Below are 25,022 nucleotides of genomic sequence, written 5' to 3' on the forward strand. Positions count from 1 at the left end.
GCGCGCATGAGCGATTCCGGCAAGGACCAGCAAGCGGACAAGGGCGCGGCCGCGTGGCACGGCGCGCAGATGGACTTCAGCCGCAGCATGAGCTACGGCGACTACCTGGGCCTGGGGCAGATCCTGTCGGCCCAGCACCCGCGCTCGCCCGACCACAACGAGATGCTGTTCATCGTCCAGCACCAGACCAGCGAGCTGTGGATCAAGCTGATGCTGCACGAGCTGCAGGCCGTGCGCACCCACCTCCGCGCCGACGACCTGCCGCCGGCCTTCAAGATGCTGGCGCGGGTGGCGCGCATCATGGACCAGCTGGTGCACGCCTGGGACGTGCTGGCCACGATGACGCCGCCCGAGTACAGCGCCATCCGGCCCTACCTGGCCTCGTCGTCCGGCTTCCAGTCCTTCCAGTACCGCGAGCTGGAATTCATCCTGGGGAACAAGAACCCGGCCATGCTGGCCGTGCACGAGCCGGTGCCCGAGCACCATGCGCGCCTGGACCGGGAGCTGCACGCGCCCTCCATCTACGACGAGGCCGTGCGCCTGCTGGCGCGCTCGGGCCTGGCGGTGGCGCCGGAACGCCTGGCCGCCGACCCCACCCGCCCCACCGTCCACGACGACAGCGTGATGGCGGCCTGGCTCGCCGTCTACCGCGACCCGCAGCACCACTGGGCGCTGTACGAGCTGGCCGAGAAGCTGGTCGACCTGGAGACGGCGTTCCGCTTCTGGCGCTTCCGCCACGTCTCGACGGTCGAGCGCATCATCGGCTTCAAGACCGGCACCGGCGGCACGGCGGGCGTGAGCTACCTGCGCAAGATGCTCGACGTGGTGCTGTTCCCCGAGCTGTTCGCGCTGCGCACGGCGCTCTGAGCGCACGGCGCTACGCGCCGCGCGCCGCCGTCGTACAATACGCAGCAACCATTCGAGGAGCCCGTATGAAGTGCGACATCCTGATCGTGTCCGGCCTGTGGAATTCCGGCCCCGAGCACTGGCAGACCCATTGGGAACGCAAGTACCCGGCCTGGACCCGCGTGGCGCACCGCGACTGGAATGCGCCGGACCGCGACGAATGGGTGGCCGAACTGGACGCCGCCATCGCCGCCTGCCAGGGCCGCCCGATCCTCGTCGCCCACAGCCTGGGCTGCATGCTGGTGGCGCAGTGGGCCCGCTCCGGCTCGCCGCTCAAGGCGGCCGGCGCCTTCCTGGTGGCGCCCAGCGACACCGAAGCCGACTCCTATCCGATCGACGCCAACGACTTCCGCCCGGTCCCGCTGGAACCCCTGCCCTTCCCCTCGATCGTGGTCGCGAGCGGCAACGACGACTACGCGCGCATCGAACGCGCGCGCGCGTTCGCGCAGGCCTGGGGCAGCAAGCTGGTGGAAATCGGGGACGCCGGCCACATCAACGCCGACAGCGGCTACGGGCCGTGGCCGGAGGGCGAGGCCATGCTCGAGGCATTCTGCCGCGACCTCGATCCCTGAGCAAGGAAACGTCGCCCCGGCCTGCGCCGGGACGACGGTATCGACGCTACCGGACAGCGATTACTTGCCGGCGGTCGCCAGCAGCATCTCGTTCAGGCGCTTCACGAAGGCCGCCGGATCGGCGAGTTGGCCGCCCTCGGCCAGCATGGCCTGGTCGAACAGGATGTTGGCCCAGTCGCCGAAGCGCGCCTGCTCCGCATCCTCGTACTTCAGGCGCGTCACCAGCGGGTGGTTCGGGTTGATCTCGAGGATCGGCTTGCTGTCCGGCGCATCCTGGCCCGCGGCCTTGAGCATGCGCACCAGGTTGGCCGACAGCTCGTGCTCGTCCGCCACCAGGCAGGCCGGCGAATCGGTCAGGCGGAAGGTCACGCGCACGTCCTTGGCCTTGTCCGCCAGTGCTCCCTTCATCTTCTCGACCAGGTCCTTGTACTGGGTCTCGGTCTCTTCGTGTTCCTTCTTCTCGGCCTCGTCTTCCAGCTTGCCCAGGTCCAGGCCGCCCTTGGCGACCGACACCAGTTCCTTGCCTTCGAACTCGGTCAGGAAGGACAGCATCCACTCGTCGACGCGGTCGGTCAGCAGCAGCACTTCGACGCCCTTCTTGCGGAAGATTTCCAGGTGCGGGCTGTTCTTCGCCGCGTTGAAACTGTCGGCGGTGACGTAGTAGATCTTGTCCTGGCCTTCCTTCATGCGGCCCACGTAATCCTCGAACGAGACGGTCTGGTCGGCCGAGTCGTTCTGCGTGGACGCGAAGCGCAGCAGCTTGGCGATGCGGTCCTTGTTGGTGGCGTCCTCGCCGATGCCTTCCTTGAGCACCTGGCCGAATTCCTTCCAGAAGGTCGCGTACTTGTCCTTGCCTTCCTGCTCTTCCGCGTTCGCCATCTCTTCCAGCATGCCCAGCACGCGCTTGGTCGAGCCTTCGCGGATCACGCGCACGTCGCGCGATTCCTGCAGGATCTCGCGCGAGACGTTCAGCGGCAGGTCGCTCGAATCGATCACGCCCTTCACGAAGCGCAGGTAGACCGGCATCAGCTGCTCGGCGTCGTCCATGATGAACACGCGCTTGACGTACAGCTTGATGCCGCCGCGCTTGTTGCGGTCCCACAGGTCGAACGGCGCGTGCGCCGGCACGTACAGCAGCTGGGTGTACTCGCTGCGGCCTTCGACGCGGTTGTGGGTGTGCGCCAGCGGCGCCTGGAAGTCGTGCGAGACGTGCTTGTAGAACTCGTCGTACTGTTCCTGGGTGATGTCCGACTTCGAGCGCGCCCACAGGGCCGACGCCTGGTTCACGGTCTCGAACTCGTCCTTGACGACGTTTTCCTTCTTCTCGTCGTCCCACTCTTCCTTCTTCATCAGGATCGGCAGGGAGATGTGGTCGGAGTACTTGCGGATGATCGACTTCAGCTTCCACGAGGACAGCAGCTCTTCCTCGCCGTCGCGCAGGTGCAGGATGATGTCGGTGCCGCGGCCCGGCTTGTCGATCTGCTCGATCGTGTAGTCGCCTTCGCCGGTCGATTCCCAGCGCACGCCTTCGGACGCCGCGGCGCCCGCGCGGCGGGTCTCGACGGTGACGCGGTCGGCCACGATGAAGGCCGAGTAGAAGCCCACGCCGAACTGGCCGATCAGCGCGGCGTCGGCCTGCTGGTCGCCCGACAGCTTGCCGAAGAATTCCTTGGTGCCCGACTTGGCGATGGTGCCCAGGTGGGACACGGCCTCGTCGCGGCTCATGCCGATGCCGTTGTCGGAAATGGTGACGGTCTTCGCGTCCTTGTCGAACAGGACCTTGATCTTCAGTTCATGGTCGTCGCCGTACAGGGCGTCGTTGTTGATCGCCTCGAAGCGCAGCTTGTCGGCGGCGTCGGAAGCGTTCGAGATCAGCTCGCGCAGGAAAATCTCCTTGTTGGAATACAAGGAGTGGATCATCAATTGCAGCAACTGTTTTACTTCTGCTTGGAAGCCAAGGGTTTCTTTTTCGGCAACAGCCATCTTGTGTCCTCGTTGAAATCAGGGTTAAACAGACCGGGCCAATATTGGGATAAAGAAAAGGGTTTCAAGAGCCTTTTTGCTGATAAATCGCCACCGCCCTCCCGCACTTCGTGCCGCGCAGCCGCAATCCGGCATCGCCGTCCGGCGCTTCGTCGCCCCGGCGGCCCACACCACCGCCTTCCTGCCGATACTCGCGGCATCATCCACCGCGAGGACACCCATGACCACCCTACCGCGCAAGGCCGCCGGGCCGACGCTGCCGCCGTTCCTTTTCCTGTTCCTGCTCCCGTTCCTGTTCCTGGGCTGGACGCCCGGCGCAGCCGCGCTCGACTTCCATCCCTGTCCCGATGCGGCCCTCCCCGGCCTGCGCGGCAGCCTGTGCGCCCGCGTGGCCGTCCCCGCCCGCCATGACGCCGGTGCGGCCGGCGCGGCCGGCGTGGCGGAGGACATGCTGACGCTGTTCGTCCGCAAGTTCCCCGCCGCCGGGCCGCGCCGGGGCAGCGTCTGGGCCATCGCCGGCGGTCCCGGCGAATCGGGCGCCTCGCTGTATCCCTTCGTCGACGTGCTGCGGCGCGCCTTCCCCGGCGTCGACGTGATCGTTCCCGACCACCGCGGCACCGGGCTGTCGAGCCGGCTCTGCCCGGCCGAAGAGGCGCCGGACAGCCCCGGCGGCACGGCGCTGGCCGGCGCCGAATGGGGCAGCTGCCTGGGCGCGCTGGCCGCGCATCCCGAGCGCGCGCTGCCCTTTACGGTCACGAACGCGGCGCACGACCTGGCGGCGCTGCTGGCGCAGGACGACGACGGCGGTCCGGTCTACCTGTACGGCGTGTCGTATGGCACCCAGCTGGTGCTGCGCACGCTGCGGGTCGGCCGGCCCCGCGTCGCCGGCGTCGTGCTGGACTCGCTGGTGCCGCCCGAGACCGATGCGCGCTGGGACCTGAGCCGGCGCTCGCACGTCGTCGACGACGTCGGCCGCCAGGTGCTGGCGCGCTGCGATGCGGCGCCGGACTGCGCCGCCATGCTGGGCGCGCCGGGCGCCGCCGTCCTGCGCCGCGTGCTGGACGGCATCGACCCCGCCCTGCTCGCCCGCGTGCCGGGCAAGGACCTGCGCCAGTTCCTCGGCGCCCTGCTCGACGTGCCGCCGCTGCGCGCGCGCATTCCCGCCCTGCTGGCCGACCTGGCACGCGGCGGCGACGCGCAACTGCAAGCCGTGCTGGCCGCCCTGCCCGGCATCCAGGCGCAGCTGGGCGACTATCCGCAGACGCCGCCGTCGATCCCGCTGACCGGGATCGTCAGCCTCTCCGAGAACGACCTGCGGCCCGGACGCACCCCGGCCCAGGTGCGCGCGGACGAGGCGCCGCTGCTGCTGCGCAGCCCGCTGCCGGCGCTGCTGGCCGGGTCGACGCTGCCGCGCTATCCCCGCGACGGCGACGTCGGCGCCCTGCCGGACCGGCTGCCGCCCACGCTGGTGCTGCACGGCACGCTCGACCCGAAGACCCACCACGACGGCGCCCTGGCCCACCTGGCGCTGCTGCGCGAACGCGGGCCGGCCGCGCTGGTGGACGTGGTCGACGCCCCGCATTTCATCCTGTGGACCGCCCCCGACTGCTTCGTGCGCCACGTGCGGCCCTTCGTGGACGGCGCCGCGCCGGCCGCCGGCCGCTGCGCGCCCGCCGCGCAGGAGATTGCAATTATTGCAAAATAAACAGTTTTATCTCGACGTCCGCCCGCGCCCGGCATATCGTAGCGGCGCGGCGGACATTTTTTTTCATGGCCGGTGTCGAAACCGGGGAAGGCCGCTCGTCGTCGTGATAGCAGCACCCACTTCCATCACCACAACAGGAGATCCGCCATGACCGATGCCGTCAACCCCATTCCCGAAGGATTCCGCACCGTCACCCCGCACCTCGTGTGCGAGGGCGCGGCCGAGGCGCTGGCGTTCTATGCCCGCGCCTTCGGCGCCGTCGAGCTCGGCCGCATGCCGGGCCCGGACGGCAAGATCATGCACGCCGAAATGCGCATCGGCGACTCGCGCATCATGCTGGCCGACGATTTCCCCGAGTACGGCAGCCGCGGCCCCAAGGCCCTCGGCGGCTCGACGGTCGCCATCCACCTCTACGTGCCCGACGCCGACGCCGCCTGGGCGCAGGCGCTGGCAGCCGGCGCCACCCCGGTGATGCCGCTCGAGGACGCCTTCTGGGGCGACCGCTACGGCCAGGTCGTCGACCCGTTCGGCCACCGCTGGTCGATCGCGACGCACCGGCGCGACCTGACGATGGAACAGATCCAGCAAGGCATGCAGGACATGATGCAGGGAGGCCAGCCATGAAATTCATCGTCTTCGTCAAGGCCAGCGCGGCCACCGAGGCGGGCAGGATGCCCAGCGACACGCTGATGGCCGACATGGGCCGGTTCAACGAAGAACTCGCGCTGGCCGGCGTGCTGCTGGCCGCCGACGGCCTGCATCCCAGCGCCAGGGGCGCGCGCATCGTCTACGACGGCGCCGAGCGCACCGTCGTCGACGGCCCGTTCACCGCAACCACGGAACTGGTGGCCGGCTACTGGATCATCGAGGTCGGCTCGCTGCAGGAAGCCATCGAATGGATGAAGAAGGCGCCGTCGCCGCAGGAAGACGGCCCCGGCGAAGTCGAGATCCGCCAGGTCTTCGGCGCGGAAGACTTCGGCGCCGCCATGACGCAGCAGTTGCGCGCGCAGGAAGAGCGCGTGCGCGCCACACTGGCCGCACGTTGAGGAGACGCCGATGCAATTCATGATCATCCGCCGCGCCGATGCGGCGACCGAGGCCGACATCCCCCCGTCCGCCCCCCTGATCGCGGAAATGGAGGCCTACTTCCGGAGCCTGGCGGACGCCGGCGCCCTGGTCATGGTCCAGGGCCTGGCGCCGAGCCGCGAGGCGCTGCGCCTGCACCTGGGTCCGGGCGGCAGCGACGTCGCCGCCGGCCCCTTCGACCTGCGCGAACTGGCGGCCGGCTTCCTCGTCGTGGAGGCCGACGCGAAGGAGGATGCCGTCGCCTGGGCGCGCCGCTGGCCGGCCGCCGAGGCCGCCGCCAATGGCGGCCTGACGCTCGAAGTGCGCGAGGCCGGCTGCGTGGGCGGCTGCGTCGAGGTGCCGCTGGCGGACGGCGCAGGAGGAAAGCGCTACGTCATCCTGCTGCGCTCGGACGCCGACTGCGAACGCGACGCGGTGCCGGAACAGGCCCGCCTGGACGCGCTGGACGCCTTCAATGCCGCGCAGGCGGCGGCCGGCGTCCTGCTGGCCGGGGACGGGCTGATGTCCAGCAGCCGCGGCGCGCGCGTGCACATCGACGCGCGCGGCGCCAGCACCGTCGTCGACGGGCCGTTCGCGGAAGCCAAGGAGCTGATCGCCGGCTTCTGGATGATCCGCGCCGACTCGATGGCGGCGGCGCTGGCCTGGGCGCGCACCGTGCCCTACCCGACCGGTCCCGGGGTCGTGGTCGAGATCCGCGCGCAGCACGCCGACGGCGAACCCGCCACGGCAGCGGCGCTGTCGCCCGAGGAGGCACGCGCGGACGCCAGCCTGCGCGCGGGACTGCTCGACGATGCCCTGCGCGACGAGCTGGCGCCGCGGCTGGCGTGAGCGGGCATCCGGGCGCCGAGGTGGCCGCGACCGACGTCGGCCGGACCGTGGAGGCGGTCTGGCGCATGGAGGCGGCGCGCATCGTCGGCGCGCTCGCGCGCATGCTGCGCGGCGACGTCGGCCTGGCCGAGGAACTGGCCCAGGACGCCATGCTGCAGGCGCTGGAATCGTGGCCGGCGGACGGCATCCCGGACCGTCCCGGCGCCTGGCTGATGCAGGTGGCCAAGCACCGCGCGCTCGACCGGCTGCGCCATGCCGCCATGCATGCGGGCAAGGAAGGCCAGCTGTCGTGGGAGTACGACGAGCAACTGCGCGACAGCCAGCCCGGCCCCGAGCACCTGGCCGAACTGGCCCAGGAAGACCTCGGCGACGACGTGCTGCGCCTCATGTTCGCGTGCTGCCATCCGCTGCTGCCGCCCGAGGGCCGTACCGCGCTGGCCCTCAAGCTGCTCGGCGGCCTGTCCACCGCCGAGATCGCGCGCGCCTTCCTGGTGCCCGACGCCACCATGGCCCAGCGCATCGTGCGCGCCAAGCGCACGCTGGCCGCGGCCCGGGTGCCGTTCGAGGTGCCGCGCGGCGCCGCGCTCGGGCCGCGCCTCGCCTCGGTGCTGCAGGTGATCTACCTGGTCTTCAACGAGGGCTATGCGGCCAGCGCCGGCACCGACTGGCTGCGTCCCGCGCTGTGCCGCGAGGCGCTGCGCCTGGGCCGCGTGCTGGCCGGCCTGATGCCGGACGAGGGCGAGGTGCACGGCCTGGTGGCGCTGATGGAGATCCAGTCCTCGCGCGAACGCGCACGCACGGGGCCGGACGGCGCCCCGGTGCTGCTGCTGGACCAGGACCGCAGCCGCTGGGACTGGCTCCTGATCGGGCGCGGGCTGGCGGCGCTGGAACAGGCCGCGCGTTGCGGCGCCTACGGTCCCTACGCCCTGCAGGCCGCGATCGCCGCCTGCCACGCGCGCGCGCCGCGCCCCGAGGCCACCGACTGGGTACGCATCGCCGCCCTCTACGACGCGCTGGCCGCGCTGCACCCCTCCCCGGTGGTGGAACTGAACCGCGCGGTGGCGCTGGCGATGGCCTACGGCCCGGCCGAGGGGCTGGCGCTGGTCGACGCGCTGGCCGACGTGCCGGCGCTGCGCGGCTACCACCTGCTGCCCAGCGTGCGCGGCGACCTGCTGGCCAGGCTGGGGCGCCATGCCGAGGCGCGCGTGGAGTTCGAGCGGGCGGCGGCGCTGACGCGCAACGCGCGCGAGCGGACGCTGTTGCTGGCGCGCGGCCGGGCTTGCGGCGTCTGACGGGGGCGGCAAACGGCTGGTGGGCACGGGGTGCCCACCCTACCGCTTTCGGCATCCGCATTCGGAAAATCGTCGGGTGGGCATGTGAGGCCGGGGGCCTCGAATGAGACGTGCCCACCATGCGCCGCTACACACGCTGACGGCGGAAAATCGCACAAAACGTTCCGGGTTTCCGCATTCGACATGATGCAGAAATTTTTGATGCATCGCAATAACTGAATCGAATCAGCAACTTGCGTAGTAATACCCGGTTGGCACGGAAGCTGCTAACTACCGGGTAACGATAACCCACACGGAGACAACGCATGAAACGCTTCCCGCACATCCTCTCGATCACCCTGGCCATCGGCGCCGCCTTCGCCGGCACCCATGCCAACGCCCAGGAAGTGGTCCGCCTCGGCAACCTGAAATTCGCCCACTACGGCGCCGTCTCGTACATCAAGGAAATCGCACCGAAGTGCGGCATCAAGGTCGAGGAACACGTGTTCGCCAAGGGCCCGGACGTGATGCAGGCAATCCTGGCGGGCGAGCTGGACGTCGGCGCCACCGCGTCGGAGGCGGCGATCCAGGGCCGCGCCAACGGCGCCCCGATCTACGTCGTCGCCGGCTTCGCCAAGGGCGGCGCGCGCCTGGTCGCGCGGCCGGACGCGAACATCAAGTCGGTCAAGGACCTCAAGGGCAAGAAGGTCGGCGTGACCCGCGGCGGCATCCACGAGGTGCTGCTGGCCGCCGAGCTGTCCAAGGCCGGCCTGACCTGGTCCGAGCAGCCGGGCAAGGACGTGCAGCTGGTGCTGCTGGCCTTCGCCGACCTGAACCAGGCGCTGCTGGGCAAGAACCTGGACGCGATCATGCAGTCGGAACCGCAATCCTCGCAGGCCATCAACAAGGGCTACGGCGTCGAGGTCATCAAGCCGTACGACACCCCGATCGGCGAGCCGGTGCGCACCATGGTCATGAGCGAGAAGTTCTACAAGGAGAAGCGCGCCACCGCGGCCAAGTTCATGAACTGCTTCGTGCAGGCGACCAAGACCTTCATCGACAACAAGCCGGTGGCCGAGAAGTACGTGCGCGAGTCGGTCTTCAAGAACCAGATCACGGCGGACGACTTCAACGACGCGATCAGCAACTCGCCGTACACCTACGACGTCACCGCCGAGCACATCCAGATCACGACCGACGTGATGAACAAGACCGGCATCGGCAAGATGCGCAAGCCGCCGGTGGCGACCGAGTGGGTCAAGACCGACCTGCTGGACGAAGCCAAGAAGAACCTGGGCATCAAGTAAGCCGGCAACCGAGCGAGACCCGATATGAGTAAAACCAACTGGCGGGAAACCGCCGTGGGCGCCATCGTGCCCATCGTCGTGATCGCGCTGTGGCAGGCTTCGGCCACGCTCGGCTGGATCAATCCGCAGGTGCTGCCCTCGCCGCTGGCGGTGGCGGAGAAGTTCGTCGAGTACGCGCTGCCGCTGCAGGAGCGCGCGCCCGGCGAATCCTGGCTGGCCTGGGCCGTGTCGGGCGAGCTGTGGCTCGACACCCTGGGCAGCATGTACCGCGTGCTGGTCGGCTTCGCCGTCGGCGCCGGCCTGGCGCTGCCGCTGGGCCTCCTGATGGGCGCCAGCCGCCGCGCCTATGCCTGGTTCAACCCGCTGATGCAGGTGCTGCGCCCGATCCCGCCGATCGCCTACATCCCGCTGTCGATCCTGTGGTTCGGCCTGGGCAACGCGCCGGCCGTGTTCCTGATCGCGCTGGGCGCCTTCTTCCCGGTGCTGATGAACACCATCGCCGGCGTGCGCCAGGTCGACGGCATCTACATCCGCGCCGCCCGCAACCTGGGCGTGTCGCAGACGACGATGTTCGTGCGCGTGATGCTGCCGGCCGCGGTCCCGTATATCCTGTCGGGCGTGCGCATCGGCATCGGTACCGCCTTCATCGTGGTCATCGTGTCCGAGATGATCGCCGTGAACAACGGCCTGGGCTTCCGCATCCTCGAGGCGCGCGAGTACTTCTGGTCCGACAAGATCATCGCCGGCATGATCAGCATCGGCATCCTGGGCCTCCTGATCGACATCGGCATGAACCGCCTGAACAACCACCTGCTGCGCTGGCACCGCGGCCTGGAGAACTGACATGACCACGCACATCGCCACGCACATCGACATCAAGGGCGTGAACAAGGTGTTCAAGACCGACGAGCGCGAAGTCGTCGCCCTGAAGGACATCAACCTGGAGATCCCGCAAGGCCAGTTCGTCTGCCTGCTGGGCCCTTCGGGTTGCGGCAAGTCGACGCTGCTCAACGCCATCGCCGGCTTCTCGCTGCCCTCGTCCGGCACGCTGGTCGCCGACGGCAAGCCGGTCACCGGCCCCGGCCCGGAGCGCGGCATGGTATTCCAGGAATACGCGCTGTTCCCGTGGATGACGGTCGAGAAGAACGTCGCCTTCGGCCTGGAGATCAAGGGGCAGTCCCGCGCGCAGATCGACGCCACGGTGGACAAGCTGCTGCACATGCTGTCGCTGCACGACTTCCGCACGCGCTATCCGAAGGACCTGTCGGGCGGCATGCGCCAGCGCGTGGCGATCGCCCGGGTGCTGGCGCTGGACTCGCCGATCATGCTGATGGACGAGCCGTTCGGCGCGCTCGACGCCCTCACCCGGCGCAACCTGCAGGACGAGCTGCTGCGCATCTGGGCCGAGCTGAAGAAGACCATCATCTTCGTCACCCACAGCATCGAGGAAGCGATCTACCTGGCCGACCGCATCGTCGTGATGACTTACCGCCCGGGCACGGTCAAGCGCGACATCCTGGTCGACCTGCCGCGCCTGCGCGACCCGTCGGCGCCCGAGTTCAACGCCCTCAAGCGCGAGCTCGGCATGCTGGTGATGGAAGAGCAGCAGCGCCATCACGATGCGGAAATGAAGATGGCGGCGGTGGACTGAGCCGCCCCTCGACGACGGCGCCCCGGCGCAGGCCCCACCGTCGCCCCGGCGCAGGCCGGGGCCCAATTTCTTGGCCACGCCCGCCACATTGGATCCCGGCCTGCGCCGGGATGACGTTGTCTTGCTCCGTCGTTCTTTCCATATCGCGCCACAGTACAATCCCGCATGCGCGCCAAAAAGCTCCTGACCCTGTTCCTCTACGCCGCCGCCTGCGCGCTCGTGGTGGCCGGCGCGTTCTTCCTCGGCGCGCGCCGCGCCCACGACGACCTGATGGAACAGGGCCACCGCCAGCTGCAGCTGATGGCGCCCGACCTGCAGTCGCTGCTGGAGCGCTTCGAGACGCTGCCCTTCGTGCTGGGCCAGCAGCGCGAGCTGGCCAACGCCCTCGCCCACGCCGACGACCCGGATACCGTCGCGCGCATGAACGCGACGCTGCAGGCGATCCAGCGCCAGGCCCAGGTCGGCGCGCTGTACCTGATGGACCGCGACGGCCTGACCATCGCCGCCAGCAACTGGGACCAGCCGCTCGGCTTCGTCGGCAAGAATTTTTCCTACCGCCCGTACTTCAGCGAAGCGCTGGCGGGACGCGCCGGCCGCTTCTACGGCATCGGCACCAATACCGGCGAGGCCGGCTACTTCATCGCCCAGCCGGTGTACCGCAACGGCAGCGCCGGCGGGCCGGTCGACGGGGTCATCGCCGTCAAGATCACGCTGGACGAATTCGAACGCACCTGGGCCAGCAGCGAGGACCCGATCCTGCTGGCCGACCGCCACGGCGTGATCTTCCGCACCAACCGTCCGGCCTGGCGCTACCACAGCCTGCATCCCCTGAGCGCCGCCACGCGCGCCGAGCTGGCGCGCACGCAGCAGTACATGGGCCAGGCGCTCGCACCGGTCGGCGAGCCGGCCGGCCCCTACGTCACGCGCGCCGTCGGGCGCCTGGGCTGGCAGCTGATGCTGTTCCCGGGCCGCGGCCGCGAACTGCGCGCCGGCGCCCAGTGGGCGCTGGCCGCCGCCCTGCTGCTGGCCTGCGCCGGTGTGTCCGGCTGGGCGCTGCACCAGCGCCGCCGGCGCCTGCAGGAACGCACGGAGTCGCGCGCCGCGCTGCAGCGCGCCGCCCACGACCTCGAACGGCGCATCCTCGACCGCACCGAGGAACTGTCTCAGACCAACCGCCACCTGGAACAGAAGTACGCCAAGCTGCAGGAAGCCGAGCGCCTGCTGCGCAGCACCCGCGACGAATTCGTCCAGGCCGGCAAGCTGGCCATGCTGGGCCAGATGGCGGCCGGCATGACGCACGAGCTGAACCAGCCGCTGGCGGCGATCCGCGCCTTCGCCGACAATGGCCGCACCTTCCTGGCGCGCGGCATGGTCGAGCAGGCCGCCGGCAACCTGGGCCACATCGGCGACGCCGCCGCGCGCATGGGCGCCATCATCGCCCAGCTGAAGGGCTTCGCGCGCAAGGACGAGGCGATCGCCAGCGTCGACCTGGCGCGCTCCGTGCAGGCCTCGGCCTTCCTGCTCGAGAGCGACTTCCGGCGCCACGGCGCGGCGCTCTCGATCGATACCGGCGCGGCGCCGCTGCACGTGACCGGCAACGCCGTGCGCATCGAGCAGGTGCTGATCAACCTGCTGCGCAACGCCCTCGACGCCGTCGGCGACGCGCCGCGCAAGCAGGTAGACGTAACGATGGCGCGCGAGGACGGCTGGGCCGTCGTGCGCATCCGCGACACCGGCCCCGGCATCAGCGCGGAAGTCGCGGCCCACCTGTTCGAACCCTTCTTCACGACCAAGCCGTCCGGCCAGGGACTCGGCCTGGGCCTGGCGATCTCGTCCTCGATCGTGCAGGCCATGAACGGCCGCCTGGCCGCCCACAACCACGACGGCGGCGGCGCCCAGTTCGAACTGCGCCTGCCGCTGCCAAGCAACGAAGAGAGCACCCCATGAACACGCTGCAGGCCATCCTCGTGGAAGACGAGGCCGTACTGCGCCTGGCCACCGCCCAGACGCTGGAACTCGAAGGCTTCCAGGTGGCCGCCTGCGCCAGCGCCGAGGAAGCGCAGGCGCTGCTGCGCGCCGATCATCCGGGCGTGATCGTCACCGACGTGCGCCTGCCCGGGCGCTCCGGCCTGGAGCTGCTGGCGCAGGTGAAAGCCATGGATGCCGAGCTGCCGGTGATCGTCGTCACCGGCCACGGCGACGTGGCGATGGCGGTGGAAGCCATGCGCAGCGGCGCCTACGACTTCATCGAAAAGCCCTTTGCGGCGGAACGCCTGGCCGACGCCGTGCGCCGCGCCCAGGAGCGCCGCCGGCTGGTGCTGGAAAACCGCGAACTGCGCGCGGCGCGCGTGCTGCATCCGGACACGCCCGACCTGGTGGGCCAGTCGAGCGCCATCGAACACCTGCGCATGGTGGTGCGCAACGTCGCGCCGACCGGCGTCGACATCCTGGTCAACGGCCAGACCGGCACCGGCAAGGAAGTGGTGGCGCGCCTGATCCATGCCGCCAGCGGCCGCAAGGGCAATTTCGTCGCCATCAATTGCGGCGCCCTGCCCGAGTCGGTGTTCGAAAGCGAGATCTTCGGCCACGAGGCGGGCGCCTTCACCGGCGCGCAGAAGCGGCGCATCGGAAAGCTCGAGTATGCCAACGGCGGCACCGTGTTCCTCGACGAGATCGAGAGCATGCCGCTGAACCTGCAGGTCAAGCTGCTGCGCGTGCTGCAGGAGCGCCAGCTGGAGCGCCTGGGCGCCAACGACGCGGTGGCGCTGGATTGCCGCGTGATCGCCGCCAGCAAGGCCGACCTGCTGCAGCTGGCCGCCGAGGGGCGGTTCCGCGAAGACCTGGTGTACCGGCTGAACGTCGTCACGGTCGACCTGCCGCGCCTGCGCGAGCGGCGCGAGGACATTCCGCTGCTGCTGGCGCACTTCGTCAAGGAGGCGGCGCTGCGCCACCAGCGCCCGCTGCCCGCCTGGACCGCGCAACAGATGGAAGCCTGGCAGGCGCTCGACTGGCCGGGGAACGTGCGCGAACTGCGCAATTTCGCCGAGCGCCTGGTGCTGGGCCTGGCGCCGGCCGTGCCCGCGCCGGCCGCGGTGCCGGTGGCCGCCGCCGTGCCGGTCCATCCCGCGGACGCCGGCGCCTCGCTGCCGCAGCAGGTCGATGCGTTCGAGCGCGACCTGATCGTGCGCGCGCTGGCCGCGGCCGACCACAACGTGGCGCTGGCGGCGGACGAGTTGTCGATTCCGCGCAAGACGCTGTACGACAAGCTCAAGAAGTACCAGATCGGCACAGGCAAGAGGTAAATACTTGTCGAGATGATTGACAGCAGATTGGCGGCGATACGACCGTCGCGGTGGGATCGCGGGGAAACCGGCGCCATCCGCTGTCGGTTTTTTTACAGTGACATTCCGCAAACATTGATACCAAAAAATAACTAATTGTTTGCGAAGAATATTTTCTCTATGGCATGGAAAGTGCTTATTGGAAAGCGTCCATAACAAGGGAGAAAAACAATGAATGTCGCAAAGACCATCGCCGCCGTCGCGCTCGCCACCGCCTCGCTGGCTGCCCAGGCAACGCCGCTGACTTCCCAGTCCGTCGTTGACCCGAACCCGAACCTGACGCTGACGAGCTGGAACGTCAAGGCCAACTCGACCAGCTTCACCTTCGATCTCGGCACGGGATACGACAAGACCAAGTACGACATCGCGAGCGCCAAGATCGTCTTCGACTTCGGCGACGTCGCATGGGGCGAGAGCTTCCGGCTGTCGGTGAGTACGTGGTCGGACATCATCGCGTCGTCCGACCTCACGGCGTCGAGCCTCACGCTCAACCTGGTCAATACCTTGCCCGACCTGCAGGCCGACGGCAAGATCAACGGCGGCATCAACATGGTCTACGGCGACATCGTCTTCAAGAAGGCGACGCTGACCGCCACCTATTCGCTGAAGCCGCAAGACCCGACCCCGCCGGCCAATCCGGTACCGGAACCGGCATCGCTGGCCCTGATGGGCCTGGGCCTGGGCGCGCTGGCCCTGCGTCGCCGCAAGGGCTGAGCGCCGCTCGCGCAGGACAGGACGGTCCGCACGGACCGTCTTTTTTTTGTCCGCACGCATCTGCTATATTGCCCCCATCCCGACCCGCCCCGACCGCACCGATGCAAGCCGCCCCCCGCCCCGCCGACGACGCCGCGCGCCTGGCCGCGCTGTACAACCTGCTGATCCTCGACACCCCGCCCGAGGAAAGGTTCGACCGCATCGTCGCCTTCGCCGCCCAGGAATTCGACGTGCCCATTGCCCTGGTGACCCTGCTCGACAGCGACCGCCAATGGTTCAAGGCGAAGGTCGGCGTCGACGTCTGCGAGACCGGCCGCGACGTCTCGTTCTGCGGCCACGCCATCCTGCGTCCCGACGTCATGGTGGTGCCCGATGCGCTGGCCGATGCGCGCTTCGCCGACAATCCGCTCGTCACCGGCGCGCCGTTCATCCGCTTCTATGCCGGCGCCCCGCTGGAACTGCCGTCCGGCGAGCGCCTGGGCACGCTGTGCCTGATCGACCGCAGGCCGCGCACGCTGGACGCGCTCGACCTGGGCATCCTCGGTACGCTGCGCGACCTGGTCGTGATGGAACTGTCGCGGCGGGAGCAAGCGCCGGCCGGGGAAGAGGCGGCGCATGGCTGACGGCAAGCACTTCCTGCTGGTCGAACCCGAGGACCTGCTGCGCCGTACCGTGGCGATGACGGCGCGCAGCCTGAACCTGGGCCAGATCCACGAGGCCGCCGGCAGCGACGTCGCGCTGCGCATGCTGCGCGTGCGCGCCTTCCACGGCGCCGTGATCGCCGTCGACTGCGTCGGCAAGGGCGGCGAGCGACGCTACGACCTGAGCCTGGTCGACCGCGTGCGCGCGGGCGATCCGCCCGACGGCCCGCCGATGCCGATCGCGATCATGGCCGCCGAAGCCTCGCCGGCGCTGCTGGACGCGCTGCGCGAGCGCCGCATCCGCCGCGTGATCCTGAAGCCGTTCCGCGCCAGGGTGCTGCTCGACACCATCGCCGACTTCGGCGCCGCGCCGGCGCCACCGCGCGGCTGACCTCAGCCGCCGAACTCGCGCGCCAGGAAGCGCCACAGCGCCGGGTCCGCCATCGCGGCCACGTTCACCCGCATCATCGTCGACGGCAGCTGGCTGGGCGAGAACAGGCTGCCCGGCGCCAGCAGCAGGCCGGCGTCCAGCGCGCGCGCGGCCAGCACGTTGGTGTCGCGCCCGCAGTCGACCCAGGCGAACATGCCGGCCGCCGGCGCCGGCCGCGGCGCCAGGCCCAGCGCCTCGATCCGGCGCAGCACGCCCGGGCGCACCGCGTCCAGGCGCGCGCGGATGCGCTCGACGTGCTTGCGGTACAACCCCTCGGACAAGATCTTGTACACGACCCGCTCGCCGACCTCGCTGGTGGTGAGCGAGGCCAGCATCTTGCGGTCGGCGATGCGCTGGGCCAGCTCGCCCGAGGCCGCGACGAAGCCCACGCGCAGGTTGGCCGCCAGCGACTTCGAAAAGCCGCCCAGGTAGATCGTGCGGCGCAGCTGGTCGAGCGCGGCCAGGCGCGTCACCGGCTGCACGGCGGCGCCCGGGTGCAGGTCGCAGTACACGTCGTCCTCCACCACCACGATGTCGTGGCGCTCGGCGATGCGCAGCACCTGGAAGGCCTTGGCCGCCGACAGCGTGGTCGAACTGGGGTTGTGCAGCACCGAGTTGATGACGTACAGGCGCGGCGCGTGCGCGGCGGCCAGCGCCTCGAGCCGCGCGAGGTCGGGACCGTCGGCCAGGCGCGGCACGCCGACCACGCGCAGGCCCAGCGCGGCGAAGGAGCCGAACATCAGGAACCAGGCCGGATCGTCGACGAAGACGGTGTCGCCGGGACGGCAGAATTCGCGTGCCACCAGGTCCAGTCCCTGGGTCGCGCCCAGCGTGGTGACGATCTGCTCCGGGCCGGCCTCGATGTCCAGCTCGGCCAGCCGGCGCTGCAGCTGCTGGCGCAGCGGCGCATAGCCTTGCGGCGCGCCGTAGTTGAGCAGCAGGTTGCCGGACTGGCGGCCGACGGCGCGCAGGGCCGCGGCGATGCCGGCGCCGTCCAGCCAGTCGGCCGGCAGCACGCCGGCGGCGCTGGACGGCTGGCCGGGCGACTGGCGGAACATGTTGCGGATCAGCCAGACCACGTCCAGCACCGGCGGCGCCGCCGCGCCGTCGTCCGCCGGGCGGCGCAGGCTGGCGTTCAGCGCCGAGCGCTCGCGCACGAAGAAGCCGGCGCCGCGGCGCGATTCCAGGTACCCCTGCGCGACCAGCTTGTCGTAGCCGGCCACCACGGTGAACGGCGACACGCCGTGGTCGGCGGCGAAGCTGCGGATCGAGGGCATGCGCGCGCCGGCGCGCAGCTGGCGGTCGTCGATGCGCGCGGCGATCGAGCGCACGATCTGGTCGGGCAGCGATTCGCCGGATTCGCGCGACAGCAGGTGCAGCGGGGGTGTGTTGGTCATATCGCCAGTACAGTACGCGGGTTGTCGAAAAAAGTGTAGCGGGACTGTATCGCCCATCGGGTCTAGCATAATCCTCGTCGCCCTTGACCGCAACGCTACCGGAGATGCCATGCGCACCGCTTCGACCACCGCCCCGGCCGCCGTACACCCTGCCGTACACCCTGCCGTACACCCTGCCATGCCCCCCGCCGCAGCGGCCGCCGGCCGCATGGCGGACGCCACCCGCGGCCTGCTGCTGGGCCTGGCCGGGGTCGCGCTGTTCAGCCTGACGCTGCCGATGACCCGCATGGCGGTGGCCGGGCTCGATCCGCTGTTCGTCACCTTCGGCCGCGCGCTCGGCGCCGCCGTGCTGGCGGCGGCGTGGCTGGCCTGGCGCCGCGCGCCGCTGCCGGGGCGCGCCGCGCTGCGGCCGCTGGCGCTGGTCGCGCTGGGCTGCGTGGTCGGTTTCCCGCTGCTGACTTCGCTGGCGCTGCGTTCGCTGCCGGCCGCGCACGGCGCCGTGCTGACCGGCCTGCTGCCGCTGTGCACGGCGCTGTATGCGGCGCTGCGCGGCCACGAACGGCCCTCGGCCGGGTTCTGGCTGCTGTCCGCCGCCGGCGCCGGGCTGGTGGCCGCCTTCGCGCTGGTCCAGGGCGGCGGCAGCCTGCACCGGGCCGACCTGCTGGTGTTCGGCGCGCTGGCGCTGGCCGCCATGGGTTACGCCGAGGGCGGGCGCCTGGCGCGCACGCTGGGCGGCGAAGCCGTGATCTGCTGGGCGCTGGTGCTGGCCGCGGCGCCGTCGGCGGCCCTGCTGGCCGTGCTGGGTCCCGGGCACCTGGCCGGGCTGGCGCAGGCCGGCGCGGGCGCGTGGCTCGCGTTCGGCTACGTGACGGCGTTCTCGATGTTCATCGGCTTCTTTTTCTGGTACCGCGGCATGGCGCTGGGCGGCGTGGCCCGCGTCGGCCAGGTGCAACTGCTGCAGCCCTTCCTGTCGCTGGGCGGCGCCGCCCTGCTGCTGGGCGAGCCGCTGACCCCGGTCCACTGCGCGTTCGCGCTGGCCGTGGTCGCCGTGGTGGCGCTGGGGCGCCGCGCCCGGGTGCGCCAATGACCCCGTTACCCTTCCCGTTCCCACCCACTGGAGAGCCCGCATGTCCCTGCCCGACCTTGCCGATATCGAAGACGCCGCCCACCTGGTCTACGGCGCCATGGCGCCGACCCCGCAATACCGCTGGCCCCTGCTGGACGAGGCCCTGGGCGTGGAAGCCTGGGTCAAGCACGAGAACCACGCGCCGACCGGCGCCTTCAAGGTGCGCGGCGGCCTCGTCTACCTGGACCGCCTGCTGCGGCGCGAGCGCGGCGGCCTGGCGGGCGTGATCGCCGCCACCCGCGGCAACCACGGCCAGTCGGTCGCGTTCGCGGCGCGCCGCCACGGCATCGCGGCCACCATTGTGGTCCCGCATGGCAACAGCAGCGAGAAGAACGCGGCGATGCGCGCGTTCGGCGCCCGGCTGGTCGAGTACGGGGCCGAGTTCCAGGAAAGCCGCGAGCATGCCATCGCGCTGGCCCGGCGCGACGGCCTGCACATGGTGCCCTCGTACCACCCGGACCTGGTGGCGGGCGTCGCCACCGGCTGGCTGGAATTCTTCCGCGCGCAGCCCGGCCTGGACGTGGTCCTGGTGCCGGTCGGCCAGGGCTCCGGCTTCTGCGCCGCGGCGGCCGCGCGCGCCGCGCTGGGGCTGACGGTGCGGCTGGTCGGCGTGGTGTCGGCGCAGGCGCCCGGCTACCTGCTGTCGTTCCGCGCCGGCCGCGCGGTGGCGGCGCCGGTATCGACCGTGCTGGCCGACGGCCTGGCCTGCCGCGTGCCCGAACCGCAGTCGCTGCAGGTGGTGCTGGACCAGGCGGACGACGTGGTCGCGGTGGACGACGACGAGGTGGCGCACGCGATGCGCCTGTACTACCGCTGCACCCACAACCTGGCCGAGGGCGCCGGCGCGGCCGCGCTGGCCGCCGCGCTGCAGTTGCGCGCGAACGGACGGCTGGACGGCGCCAGGATCGGCCTGCCGCTCAGCGGCGGCAACGTCGATGCCGCCCTGTTCGCACCGGTGCTGGCCGCGGGGACGTACAATACCGGCTCTTTCAAGCCATGAACCACATTGGGGAAACCATGTCCGTCTACGACAAACTCAAGGAAAAGAACATCACCCTGGCCGCACCGGCCACCCCGGCCGCCGCCTACGTCATGTACGTGCAGACCGGCAACCTGGTCTTCGTGTCCGGCCACATCGCCAAGAATGCGGACGGTTCCGTCAACACCGGCATCCTGGGCCGCGACAAGACCACCGAGCAGGGCCAGGACGCCGCGCGCTCGGTCGCCATCGACCTGATCGGCACGCTGCAGGAAGCCTGCGGCGGCGACCTGCTGCGCGTCAAGCGCATCGTCAAGGTGATGAGCCTGGTCGCCTCGACCCCGGACTACAACGAGCAGCACCTGGTCACCAACGGCTGCTCGGAACTGATCGGCGAGATCTTCGGCGATGCCGGCAAGCACGCCCGCTCGGCCTTCGGCGTTGCGTCCTTGCCGCGCGGCACCTGCGTCGAGATCGAACTGATCGCGGAAATCGCTTAATCTGTCGGCAGTACCCGAACGGGGGCCTGCCCACCAGGCGGGCTCTTTATTGAAAGCCGCCTACCCAGCGTGCCTTATAATGACCGACACCCTAGCGGTCCTTCCTGTGAGACAAGTATGAAAATCGAAAATCCCAATCCCATCCAGTGGCAGTTCTCGGAGCGTGCCCAGCAGCTGCAAAGCTCGGCCATCCGCGAGATCCTGAAGATCACCCAGCGTCCGGAAATCATTTCCTTCGCCGGCGGCCTGCCCTCCCCGGCCACCTTCCCCGTCGACGTCATGAAAGCCGCCTACGACAAGGTGCTGACCGAGACCGGCAAGCAGGCCCTGCAGTACGGCCCGACCGACGGCTATGCCCCGCTGCGCGAGTGGATTGCGAATTCCCTGTCCACGGAAGGCACGACGATCCTGCCCGAGCAGATCCTGATGGTGTCCGGCTCGCAGCAGGCGCTGGACCTGCTGGGCAAGGTGCTGATCGACGAAGGCAGCCCGGTGCTGGTCGAGACCCCGTCCTACCTGGGCGCGCTGCAGGCCTTCTCGGTGTACCGCCCCGAATTCCGCTCGGTCCAGACCGACGAGCACGGCCTGGTACCCGCCTCGATCGCCGGCATGGCCGACGGCGCCCGCCTGCTGTACTCGCTGCCGAACTTCCAGAACCCGACCGGCCGCTCGCTGTCGCTGGAACGCCGCCAGGAACTGGTCGAGACCTGCGCCCGCCTGGGCCTTCCGCTGATCGAGGACGATCCGTACGGCGCGCTGTCGTACAAGGGCGAGCCGATGCCGCGCATGGTGTCGATGAACCCGGACGGCGTGATCTACATGGGCTCGTTCTCCAAGGTGCTGACCCCGGGCATCCGCCTGGGCTACGTCTGCGCCCCGCTGCCGCTGGTGCGCCGCCTCGAGCTGGCCAAGCAGGCCGCCGACCTGCACACCGCCCAGATCACCCAGATGGTCGTGCACGAAGTCGTCAAGGACGGCTTCCTGGACCGCCACATCCCGACCATCCGCACCCTGTACGCCAACCAGTGCCAGGTGATGCTGGACGCGATGGCCGAGCACTTCCCGGAAGGCGTCACCTGGACCCGTCCGGAAGGCGGCATGTTCATCTGGGTCGACCTGCCCAAGCAGATCGACGCCACCAAGCTGCTCGACCAGGCGATCGCCGCGCGCGTGGCCTTCGTGCCGGGCGCGCCGTTCTACGCCAACCAGCCGGAAACCAACACGCTGCGCCTGTCCTTCGTGACCGTGCCGCCGGAGCGCATCCGCGAGGGCATCGCCACCCTGGGCCAGCTGATCAAGTCGCAGCTCTGATCCGCCGGGCCGCCCTGCGCGCGCGCCGCCCTGGCCCGCGCGCGGGGCCCGGCCCCGCCTCGCCGAAGTGACACAGACAAATGTTTAAATGGATGAACATTTGTCGGTTGCGCGGAAGTCACAAATTTTGCTTATAGACAAGCAACTATTTGAACAAATTCATGCATCACAGGTGTATGATTTTGGTCGCCTCCCTATCCGGGCGGCTTCCATGAGGCAAAGTATGACCAATCCCGCAACCGCGCTGCCAGCCGAGCTGCGCAAGCCTGCCATCCTCATTGTCGACGACGCGCCCGACAACCTCGGAACGCTGCGCACGATCCTGCTGAACCAGGGCTACCAGACCTTCGTCGCCACCTCCGGGGAGCGGGCGCTGGACCTCGCCCGACGCATCCTGCCGGACCTGGTGCTGCTGGACGTCGTCATGCCCGGCATCGACGGCCTCGAGACCTGCCGCCGCCTGAAGGCCCATCCGGCCACCGCGCGCATCCCGGTGATCTTCATGAGCGCGCGCGGCGAGACCGACGACATCGTCGCCGGCTTCGACACCGGCGCCGCCGACTACATCCCCAAGCCGCTGCGCCTGGAAGAAGTGTGCGCGCGCGTGCGCGCCCAGTTGCGCCTGAGCCGCTCCAGCGACACGCACGAGCAGGCCGACCGCCTGCGCATGATCGTCGACAGCATGGACCAGGGCCTGCTGATCCTGGAACGCTGCGGGCGCATCCAGTACGCCAACCCGGCCTGCGACCGCTACCTGGGCCATGCGCCGGAAGCGCTGGTGGGCCGCTCGCTGGCCGACCTGCTGGTGCGCGCCGAGGGCGCGCCCGCCTGCGCCGCCATGGAGGCCATCGGCGGCCACGGCACGCGCGAAGTGAACATCCGCCACCGCGACGGCGGCGTGCGCGCGATGGACCTGACCATGACGCCGATGCACGCGCAGGACGGCCTGTTCGTCGCCCTGCTGCACGACATCAGCCACCACAAGCAGTTCGAGGACGCGCTGCAGCGCGCCGCCATGCTCGATCCGCTGACCAAGATCGCCAACCGGCGCCATTTCGACACGTTCATGGAAAAGGAGTGGCAGCGCGCGGCGCGCAACGGCGAGCCGCTGTCGCTGCTGGTGCTGGACGTCGACCATTTCAAGCAGTACAACGACACCCTCGGCCACGCCGCCGGCGACGCCTGCCTGCAGCAGGTGGCGCAGGCGCTGGAGGCGCACGCGCCGCGCGCGACCGACCTGGCGGCGCGCTACGGCGGCGAGGAATTCGTGGTGCTGCTCGCCGACACCCCGGCCGGCCCGGCCGCGCGCCTGGCCGAACGGATCCGCGCGGCGGTCGAGGCGCTCGACGTGCCGAACCCGCGCGGCGGCGCGGCGCCGGCGCTGACCGTGTCGATCGGCGTGGCCACCATCGTGCCGACCGCGCGCGACCAGATCGAGACCCTGTTCGTCTGCGCCGACCGGGCCATGTACGCGGCCAAGGCCGCCGGCCGCAACCGCGTCGAGACGGCGCTGCTGGGCCCGGCGTGGGACGTCGTGAAGGACACGGCGCTGTACTAGGGCTGGGGATACCCCGTGATGGCCGCGATCTCGTCGTACAAGGGCTTGAGGCGCGCGTACATGCGCAGGTAGACGCGCCGGTACAGCCGCTCGTACAGCGCGCTGTGCGCCGGCACCGGCTCGAACACCCTGGCCGCGCGCGTCATCTCCCCCACCGCCGCCGCCACGTCGCGGTGCAGGCCCAGCCCGACGGCCGCGGCGATCGCGGCGCCCAGGCCCGAGGTCTCGTGCACGTGCGGGCGCGCCGCCGGCAGGCCGAACACGTCGGCCGTGAGCTGCAGCGCGCAGTCGCTCTGCGCGCCGCCGCCCGCCACGCGCAGCCCCGTCACCCGGGCGCCGCCGCGCCGCTCGATGCGCTCCAGGCCCTCGCGCAGGGCGTACGCCACCCCTTCCAGGATCGCCCGGTAGACGTGCGCGCGCCCGTGCACGTCGCCGAAGCCGACCACGGCGCCCTTGGCCTCGCGTCCCGGCACGCGGATGCCCGGGGTCCAGTAGGGCTGCAGCACCAGGCCCATGGAACCCGGCGGCACCGTGTCCGCCAGCGCGTCGAACAGGTGCTCCGGGGCGAGGTCCTCGCGCAGCGCGCGCTGCTGTTCGGGATGGCCGAACTCGCGCTTGAACCACTCGACCATCCAGTAGCCGCGGAACACCTGCGCCTCGCAGTTCCAGGCGCCCGGCACGGCGGCCGGGAACGCCGGCACGAAGCGCGCGGCTTCGACGTAGCGCGGGCCGGTGACGTTGACGGTGGCGGTGGTGCCGTAGCTCAGGCAGGCGAGGTGCGGCGCGCTGCAGCCGGCGCCGAGCGCCTCGCAGGCCTTGTCGGCGGCGGCCGCCAGCAGCGGCGTGCCGGCCGGGATGCCGGTGGCGGCGGCGGCCTGCGCGGAAATCGCGCCCAGCAGCCCGCCCGGCGCCACCAGTTCCGGCAGCATCCGGGGTTCGAGCGCCAGCGCCTGCCATTTCCAGTCGCGCGGCCCGGCCCAGCACTGGCGCCGGTAGTCGAACGGGACATAGCCCACCTGGGACGCGCTGGAATCGGCGAAGCGCCCGCACAGGCGCCAGTTCAGGTAGCCGGACAGCAGCAGGAACTTGTCGGTGGCGCGCCATACCTCGGGCTGGTGCGCATGGATCCAGTTGATCTCGGCGGCGCTGCGGAAGGCGTCGACGGTGTCCTGCACGCCGGCGGCGCGAAACGCCGCCCGCCACCACCAGCGCAGCGGCGGGACGCTGGCGGCGCGGCGCTGGTCGAGCCAGGTGATGGCGGGGCGCAGCGCCCGCCCGGCGCGGTCCAGGTTGACGACCGTGCCGCGCTGCGTCGTCAGCGCCACGCCCTGGACGGCGTCGCGGCGCGCGCCGTCCTGCGCCCACAGCGCCCGGCAGGCGCGGCACAGCGCGTGCCAGTATGCCTCGGGGTCGTGCTCGGACCAGCCGGGCCGGGCGGCCACGTAGCCGTCGAGCGCCACGCGGGCCCCGGCCACCAGCCGCCCGCGCGGGTCGAACAGCAGCGCGCGCACGCTCTGCGTGCCGTTGTCGATGGCGAGGATCAGCGGCTCGGGCGTCATGCAGCCCGCGCGCCTGGCGCTTCCCGGTCCGGGGCCTTGCGCCCTCTCATCGTGTTCTCATCCTCGATTCCGCGTCCGCGCGCTGGTTTGCCGTTATACTTCGGTGTGCTTTGCTGCCGAGCCCGCCTTCCGGACGGACGATGCGGCGGCACAGCAT

General features: G+C 70.3%; 23 protein-coding genes. 20 read left to right on the forward strand and 3 right to left on the reverse strand.

The window, feature by feature from the left end; all coding sequences use genetic code 11:
* The first annotated feature begins 6 nt into the window (after positions 1-6).
* Both kynA and QZ749_RS19375 read left to right on the forward strand, forming a co-directional pair.
* Positions 7-867 carry a tryptophan 2,3-dioxygenase gene (kynA, locus tag QZ749_RS19370; RefSeq protein WP_296950009.1) on the forward strand — a complete coding sequence of 287 codons (861 nt, stop codon included), beginning with the start codon at positions 7-9 and terminating at the stop codon, positions 865-867.
* Between the two features lie 65 nt (positions 868-932).
* Positions 933-1,478: an alpha/beta hydrolase gene (locus QZ749_RS19375; RefSeq protein WP_296950011.1), complete on the forward strand. Its 546-nt coding sequence runs from the start codon at positions 933-935 to the stop codon at positions 1,476-1,478.
* 60 nt (positions 1,479-1,538) lie between these two features.
* Here the strand turns inward: QZ749_RS19375 and htpG are convergent, their stop codons facing one another.
* Entirely contained in the window at positions 1,539-3,461 is a 1,923-nt protein-coding gene (gene htpG, locus QZ749_RS19380) for a molecular chaperone HtpG (protein WP_296950013.1), read from the reverse strand.
* Positions 3,462-3,681: 220 nt separating this feature from the next.
* On the opposite strand from htpG, the gene QZ749_RS19385 reads away from it, so the two are divergent.
* From QZ749_RS19385 to QZ749_RS19445, 13 genes are all read left to right on the forward strand, one after another.
* Positions 3,682-5,166 carry an alpha/beta fold hydrolase gene (locus tag QZ749_RS19385; RefSeq protein ID WP_296950015.1) on the forward strand — a complete coding sequence of 495 codons (1,485 nt, stop codon included), beginning with the start codon at positions 3,682-3,684 and terminating at the stop codon, positions 5,164-5,166.
* A gap of 147 nt (positions 5,167-5,313) precedes the next feature.
* Complete coding sequence (locus tag QZ749_RS19390; RefSeq protein ID WP_296950017.1) at positions 5,314-5,790, forward strand: VOC family protein; 477 nt, start codon at positions 5,314-5,316, stop codon at positions 5,788-5,790.
* Complete coding sequence (locus QZ749_RS19395; protein WP_296950019.1) at positions 5,787-6,212, forward strand: YciI family protein; 426 nt, start codon at positions 5,787-5,789, stop codon at positions 6,210-6,212. The genes QZ749_RS19390 and QZ749_RS19395 overlap by 4 nt, the downstream gene beginning before the upstream one ends.
* A 10-nt stretch (positions 6,213-6,222) precedes the next feature.
* Positions 6,223-7,080: a YciI family protein gene (locus QZ749_RS19400; RefSeq protein WP_296950020.1), complete on the forward strand. Its 858-nt coding sequence runs from the start codon at positions 6,223-6,225 to the stop codon at positions 7,078-7,080.
* Between the two features lie 65 nt (positions 7,081-7,145).
* Positions 7,146-8,372 carry an RNA polymerase sigma factor gene (locus tag QZ749_RS19405; RefSeq protein ID WP_296950317.1) on the forward strand — a complete coding sequence of 409 codons (1,227 nt, stop codon included), beginning with the start codon at positions 7,146-7,148 and terminating at the stop codon, positions 8,370-8,372.
* Positions 8,373-8,677: 305 nt separating this feature from the next.
* The gene (locus QZ749_RS19410; RefSeq protein WP_296950022.1) at positions 8,678-9,658 is read left to right on the forward strand and encodes an ABC transporter substrate-binding protein; all 981 of its coding nucleotides are present in this window, start codon (positions 8,678-8,680) and stop codon (positions 9,656-9,658) included.
* Positions 9,659-9,682: 24 nt separating this feature from the next.
* A complete protein-coding gene (locus tag QZ749_RS19415) occupies positions 9,683-10,501 on the forward strand; it encodes an ABC transporter permease (protein WP_296950023.1) in 819 nt (272 codons plus the stop codon).
* Between the two features lies 1 nt (position 10,502).
* The gene (locus QZ749_RS19420) at positions 10,503-11,309 is read left to right on the forward strand and encodes an ABC transporter ATP-binding protein (protein ID WP_296950025.1); all 807 of its coding nucleotides are present in this window, start codon (positions 10,503-10,505) and stop codon (positions 11,307-11,309) included.
* A 165-nt stretch (positions 11,310-11,474) separates the two neighbouring features.
* A complete protein-coding gene (locus QZ749_RS19425) occupies positions 11,475-13,256 on the forward strand; it encodes an ATP-binding protein (RefSeq protein ID WP_296950027.1) in 1,782 nt (593 codons plus the stop codon).
* A complete protein-coding gene (locus QZ749_RS19430; protein ID WP_296950029.1) occupies positions 13,253-14,611 on the forward strand; it encodes a sigma-54 dependent transcriptional regulator in 1,359 nt (452 codons plus the stop codon). Before QZ749_RS19425 ends, QZ749_RS19430 begins: the two co-directional genes overlap by 4 nt.
* 210 nt (positions 14,612-14,821) lie before the next feature.
* Positions 14,822-15,364: a PEP-CTERM sorting domain-containing protein gene (locus tag QZ749_RS19435; RefSeq protein WP_296950032.1), complete on the forward strand. Its 543-nt coding sequence runs from the start codon at positions 14,822-14,824 to the stop codon at positions 15,362-15,364.
* 101 nt (positions 15,365-15,465) lie between these two features.
* Positions 15,466-15,987, forward strand: coding sequence for a GAF domain-containing protein (locus QZ749_RS19440; RefSeq protein WP_296950034.1), 522 nt, complete (start codon positions 15,466-15,468; stop codon positions 15,985-15,987).
* Positions 15,980-16,396: a response regulator gene (locus tag QZ749_RS19445; RefSeq protein ID WP_296950036.1), complete on the forward strand. Its 417-nt coding sequence runs from the start codon at positions 15,980-15,982 to the stop codon at positions 16,394-16,396. Before QZ749_RS19440 ends, QZ749_RS19445 begins: the two co-directional genes overlap by 8 nt.
* Before the next feature lie 2 nt (positions 16,397-16,398).
* On the opposite strand, the gene QZ749_RS19450 is transcribed toward QZ749_RS19445, so the two are convergent.
* The gene (locus tag QZ749_RS19450; protein WP_296950038.1) at positions 16,399-17,832 is read right to left on the reverse strand and encodes a PLP-dependent aminotransferase family protein; all 1,434 of its coding nucleotides are present in this window, start codon (positions 17,830-17,832) and stop codon (positions 16,399-16,401) included.
* A 178-nt stretch (positions 17,833-18,010) separates the two neighbouring features.
* On the opposite strand from QZ749_RS19450, the gene QZ749_RS19455 reads away from it, so the two are divergent.
* From QZ749_RS19455 to QZ749_RS19475, 5 genes are all read left to right on the forward strand, one after another.
* Positions 18,011-18,919: a DMT family transporter gene (locus QZ749_RS19455; RefSeq protein ID WP_296950042.1), complete on the forward strand. Its 909-nt coding sequence runs from the start codon at positions 18,011-18,013 to the stop codon at positions 18,917-18,919.
* 40 nt (positions 18,920-18,959) lie between these two features.
* Positions 18,960-19,958 carry a threonine dehydratase gene (locus tag QZ749_RS19460; protein ID WP_296950045.1) on the forward strand — a complete coding sequence of 333 codons (999 nt, stop codon included), beginning with the start codon at positions 18,960-18,962 and terminating at the stop codon, positions 19,956-19,958.
* 17 nt (positions 19,959-19,975) lie between these two features.
* Positions 19,976-20,437: a RidA family protein gene (locus tag QZ749_RS19465; RefSeq protein WP_296950047.1), complete on the forward strand. Its 462-nt coding sequence runs from the start codon at positions 19,976-19,978 to the stop codon at positions 20,435-20,437.
* A 117-nt stretch (positions 20,438-20,554) separates the two neighbouring features.
* Entirely contained in the window at positions 20,555-21,748 is a 1,194-nt protein-coding gene (locus QZ749_RS19470; protein ID WP_296950049.1) for a PLP-dependent aminotransferase family protein, read from the forward strand.
* A 223-nt stretch (positions 21,749-21,971) separates the two neighbouring features.
* Entirely contained in the window at positions 21,972-23,306 is a 1,335-nt protein-coding gene (locus QZ749_RS19475) for a diguanylate cyclase (RefSeq protein WP_296950051.1), read from the forward strand.
* Here the strand turns inward: QZ749_RS19475 and QZ749_RS19480 are convergent.
* Positions 23,303-24,865 (reverse strand): FGGY-family carbohydrate kinase, encoded by a 1,563-nt coding sequence (locus QZ749_RS19480; protein WP_296950055.1) that lies wholly within the window; start codon positions 24,863-24,865, stop codon positions 23,303-23,305. The two genes, QZ749_RS19475 and QZ749_RS19480, sit on opposite strands and share 4 nt — an antisense overlap.
* Positions 24,866-25,022 lie beyond the last annotated feature (157 nt).

Origin of the sequence: uncultured Massilia sp., assembly GCF_913773735.1 — a bacterium.
Taxonomy (GTDB): Bacteria; Pseudomonadota; Gammaproteobacteria; order Burkholderiales; family Burkholderiaceae_D; genus Telluria.

Coding starts and splice junctions, on each gene's coding strand:
- QZ749_RS19395 (WP_296950019.1), top strand. CDS start 5,787: ATGAAATTCATCGTCTTCGTCAAGGCCAGCGCGGCCACCGAGGCGGGC.
- QZ749_RS19445 (WP_296950036.1), top strand. CDS start 15,980: ATGGCTGACGGCAAGCACTTCCTGCTGGTCGAACCCGAGGACCTGCTG.
- QZ749_RS19400 (WP_296950020.1), top strand. CDS start 6,223: ATGCAATTCATGATCATCCGCCGCGCCGATGCGGCGACCGAGGCCGAC.
- QZ749_RS19470 (WP_296950049.1), top strand. CDS start 20,555: ATGAAAATCGAAAATCCCAATCCCATCCAGTGGCAGTTCTCGGAGCGT.
- htpG (WP_296950013.1), bottom strand. CDS start 3,461: ATGGCTGTTGCCGAAAAAGAAACCCTTGGCTTCCAAGCAGAAGTAAAA.
- QZ749_RS19450 (WP_296950038.1), bottom strand. CDS start 17,832: ATGACCAACACACCCCCGCTGCACCTGCTGTCGCGCGAATCCGGCGAA.
- QZ749_RS19430 (WP_296950029.1), top strand. CDS start 13,253: ATGAACACGCTGCAGGCCATCCTCGTGGAAGACGAGGCCGTACTGCGC.
- QZ749_RS19410 (WP_296950022.1), top strand. CDS start 8,678: ATGAAACGCTTCCCGCACATCCTCTCGATCACCCTGGCCATCGGCGCC.
- QZ749_RS19465 (WP_296950047.1), top strand. CDS start 19,976: ATGTCCGTCTACGACAAACTCAAGGAAAAGAACATCACCCTGGCCGCA.
- QZ749_RS19455 (WP_296950042.1), top strand. CDS start 18,011: ATGCCCCCCGCCGCAGCGGCCGCCGGCCGCATGGCGGACGCCACCCGC.
- QZ749_RS19480 (WP_296950055.1), bottom strand. CDS start 24,865: ATGACGCCCGAGCCGCTGATCCTCGCCATCGACAACGGCACGCAGAGC.
- QZ749_RS19375 (WP_296950011.1), top strand. CDS start 933: ATGAAGTGCGACATCCTGATCGTGTCCGGCCTGTGGAATTCCGGCCCC.
- QZ749_RS19420 (WP_296950025.1), top strand. CDS start 10,503: ATGACCACGCACATCGCCACGCACATCGACATCAAGGGCGTGAACAAG.
- QZ749_RS19405 (WP_296950317.1), top strand. CDS start 7,146: ATGGAGGCGGCGCGCATCGTCGGCGCGCTCGCGCGCATGCTGCGCGGC.
- QZ749_RS19435 (WP_296950032.1), top strand. CDS start 14,822: ATGAATGTCGCAAAGACCATCGCCGCCGTCGCGCTCGCCACCGCCTCG.
- QZ749_RS19425 (WP_296950027.1), top strand. CDS start 11,475: ATGCGCGCCAAAAAGCTCCTGACCCTGTTCCTCTACGCCGCCGCCTGC.
- QZ749_RS19385 (WP_296950015.1), top strand. CDS start 3,682: ATGACCACCCTACCGCGCAAGGCCGCCGGGCCGACGCTGCCGCCGTTC.
- QZ749_RS19390 (WP_296950017.1), top strand. CDS start 5,314: ATGACCGATGCCGTCAACCCCATTCCCGAAGGATTCCGCACCGTCACC.
- QZ749_RS19475 (WP_296950051.1), top strand. CDS start 21,972: ATGACCAATCCCGCAACCGCGCTGCCAGCCGAGCTGCGCAAGCCTGCC.
- kynA (WP_296950009.1), top strand. CDS start 7: ATGAGCGATTCCGGCAAGGACCAGCAAGCGGACAAGGGCGCGGCCGCG.
- QZ749_RS19415 (WP_296950023.1), top strand. CDS start 9,683: ATGAGTAAAACCAACTGGCGGGAAACCGCCGTGGGCGCCATCGTGCCC.
- QZ749_RS19460 (WP_296950045.1), top strand. CDS start 18,960: ATGTCCCTGCCCGACCTTGCCGATATCGAAGACGCCGCCCACCTGGTC.
- QZ749_RS19440 (WP_296950034.1), top strand. CDS start 15,466: ATGCAAGCCGCCCCCCGCCCCGCCGACGACGCCGCGCGCCTGGCCGCG.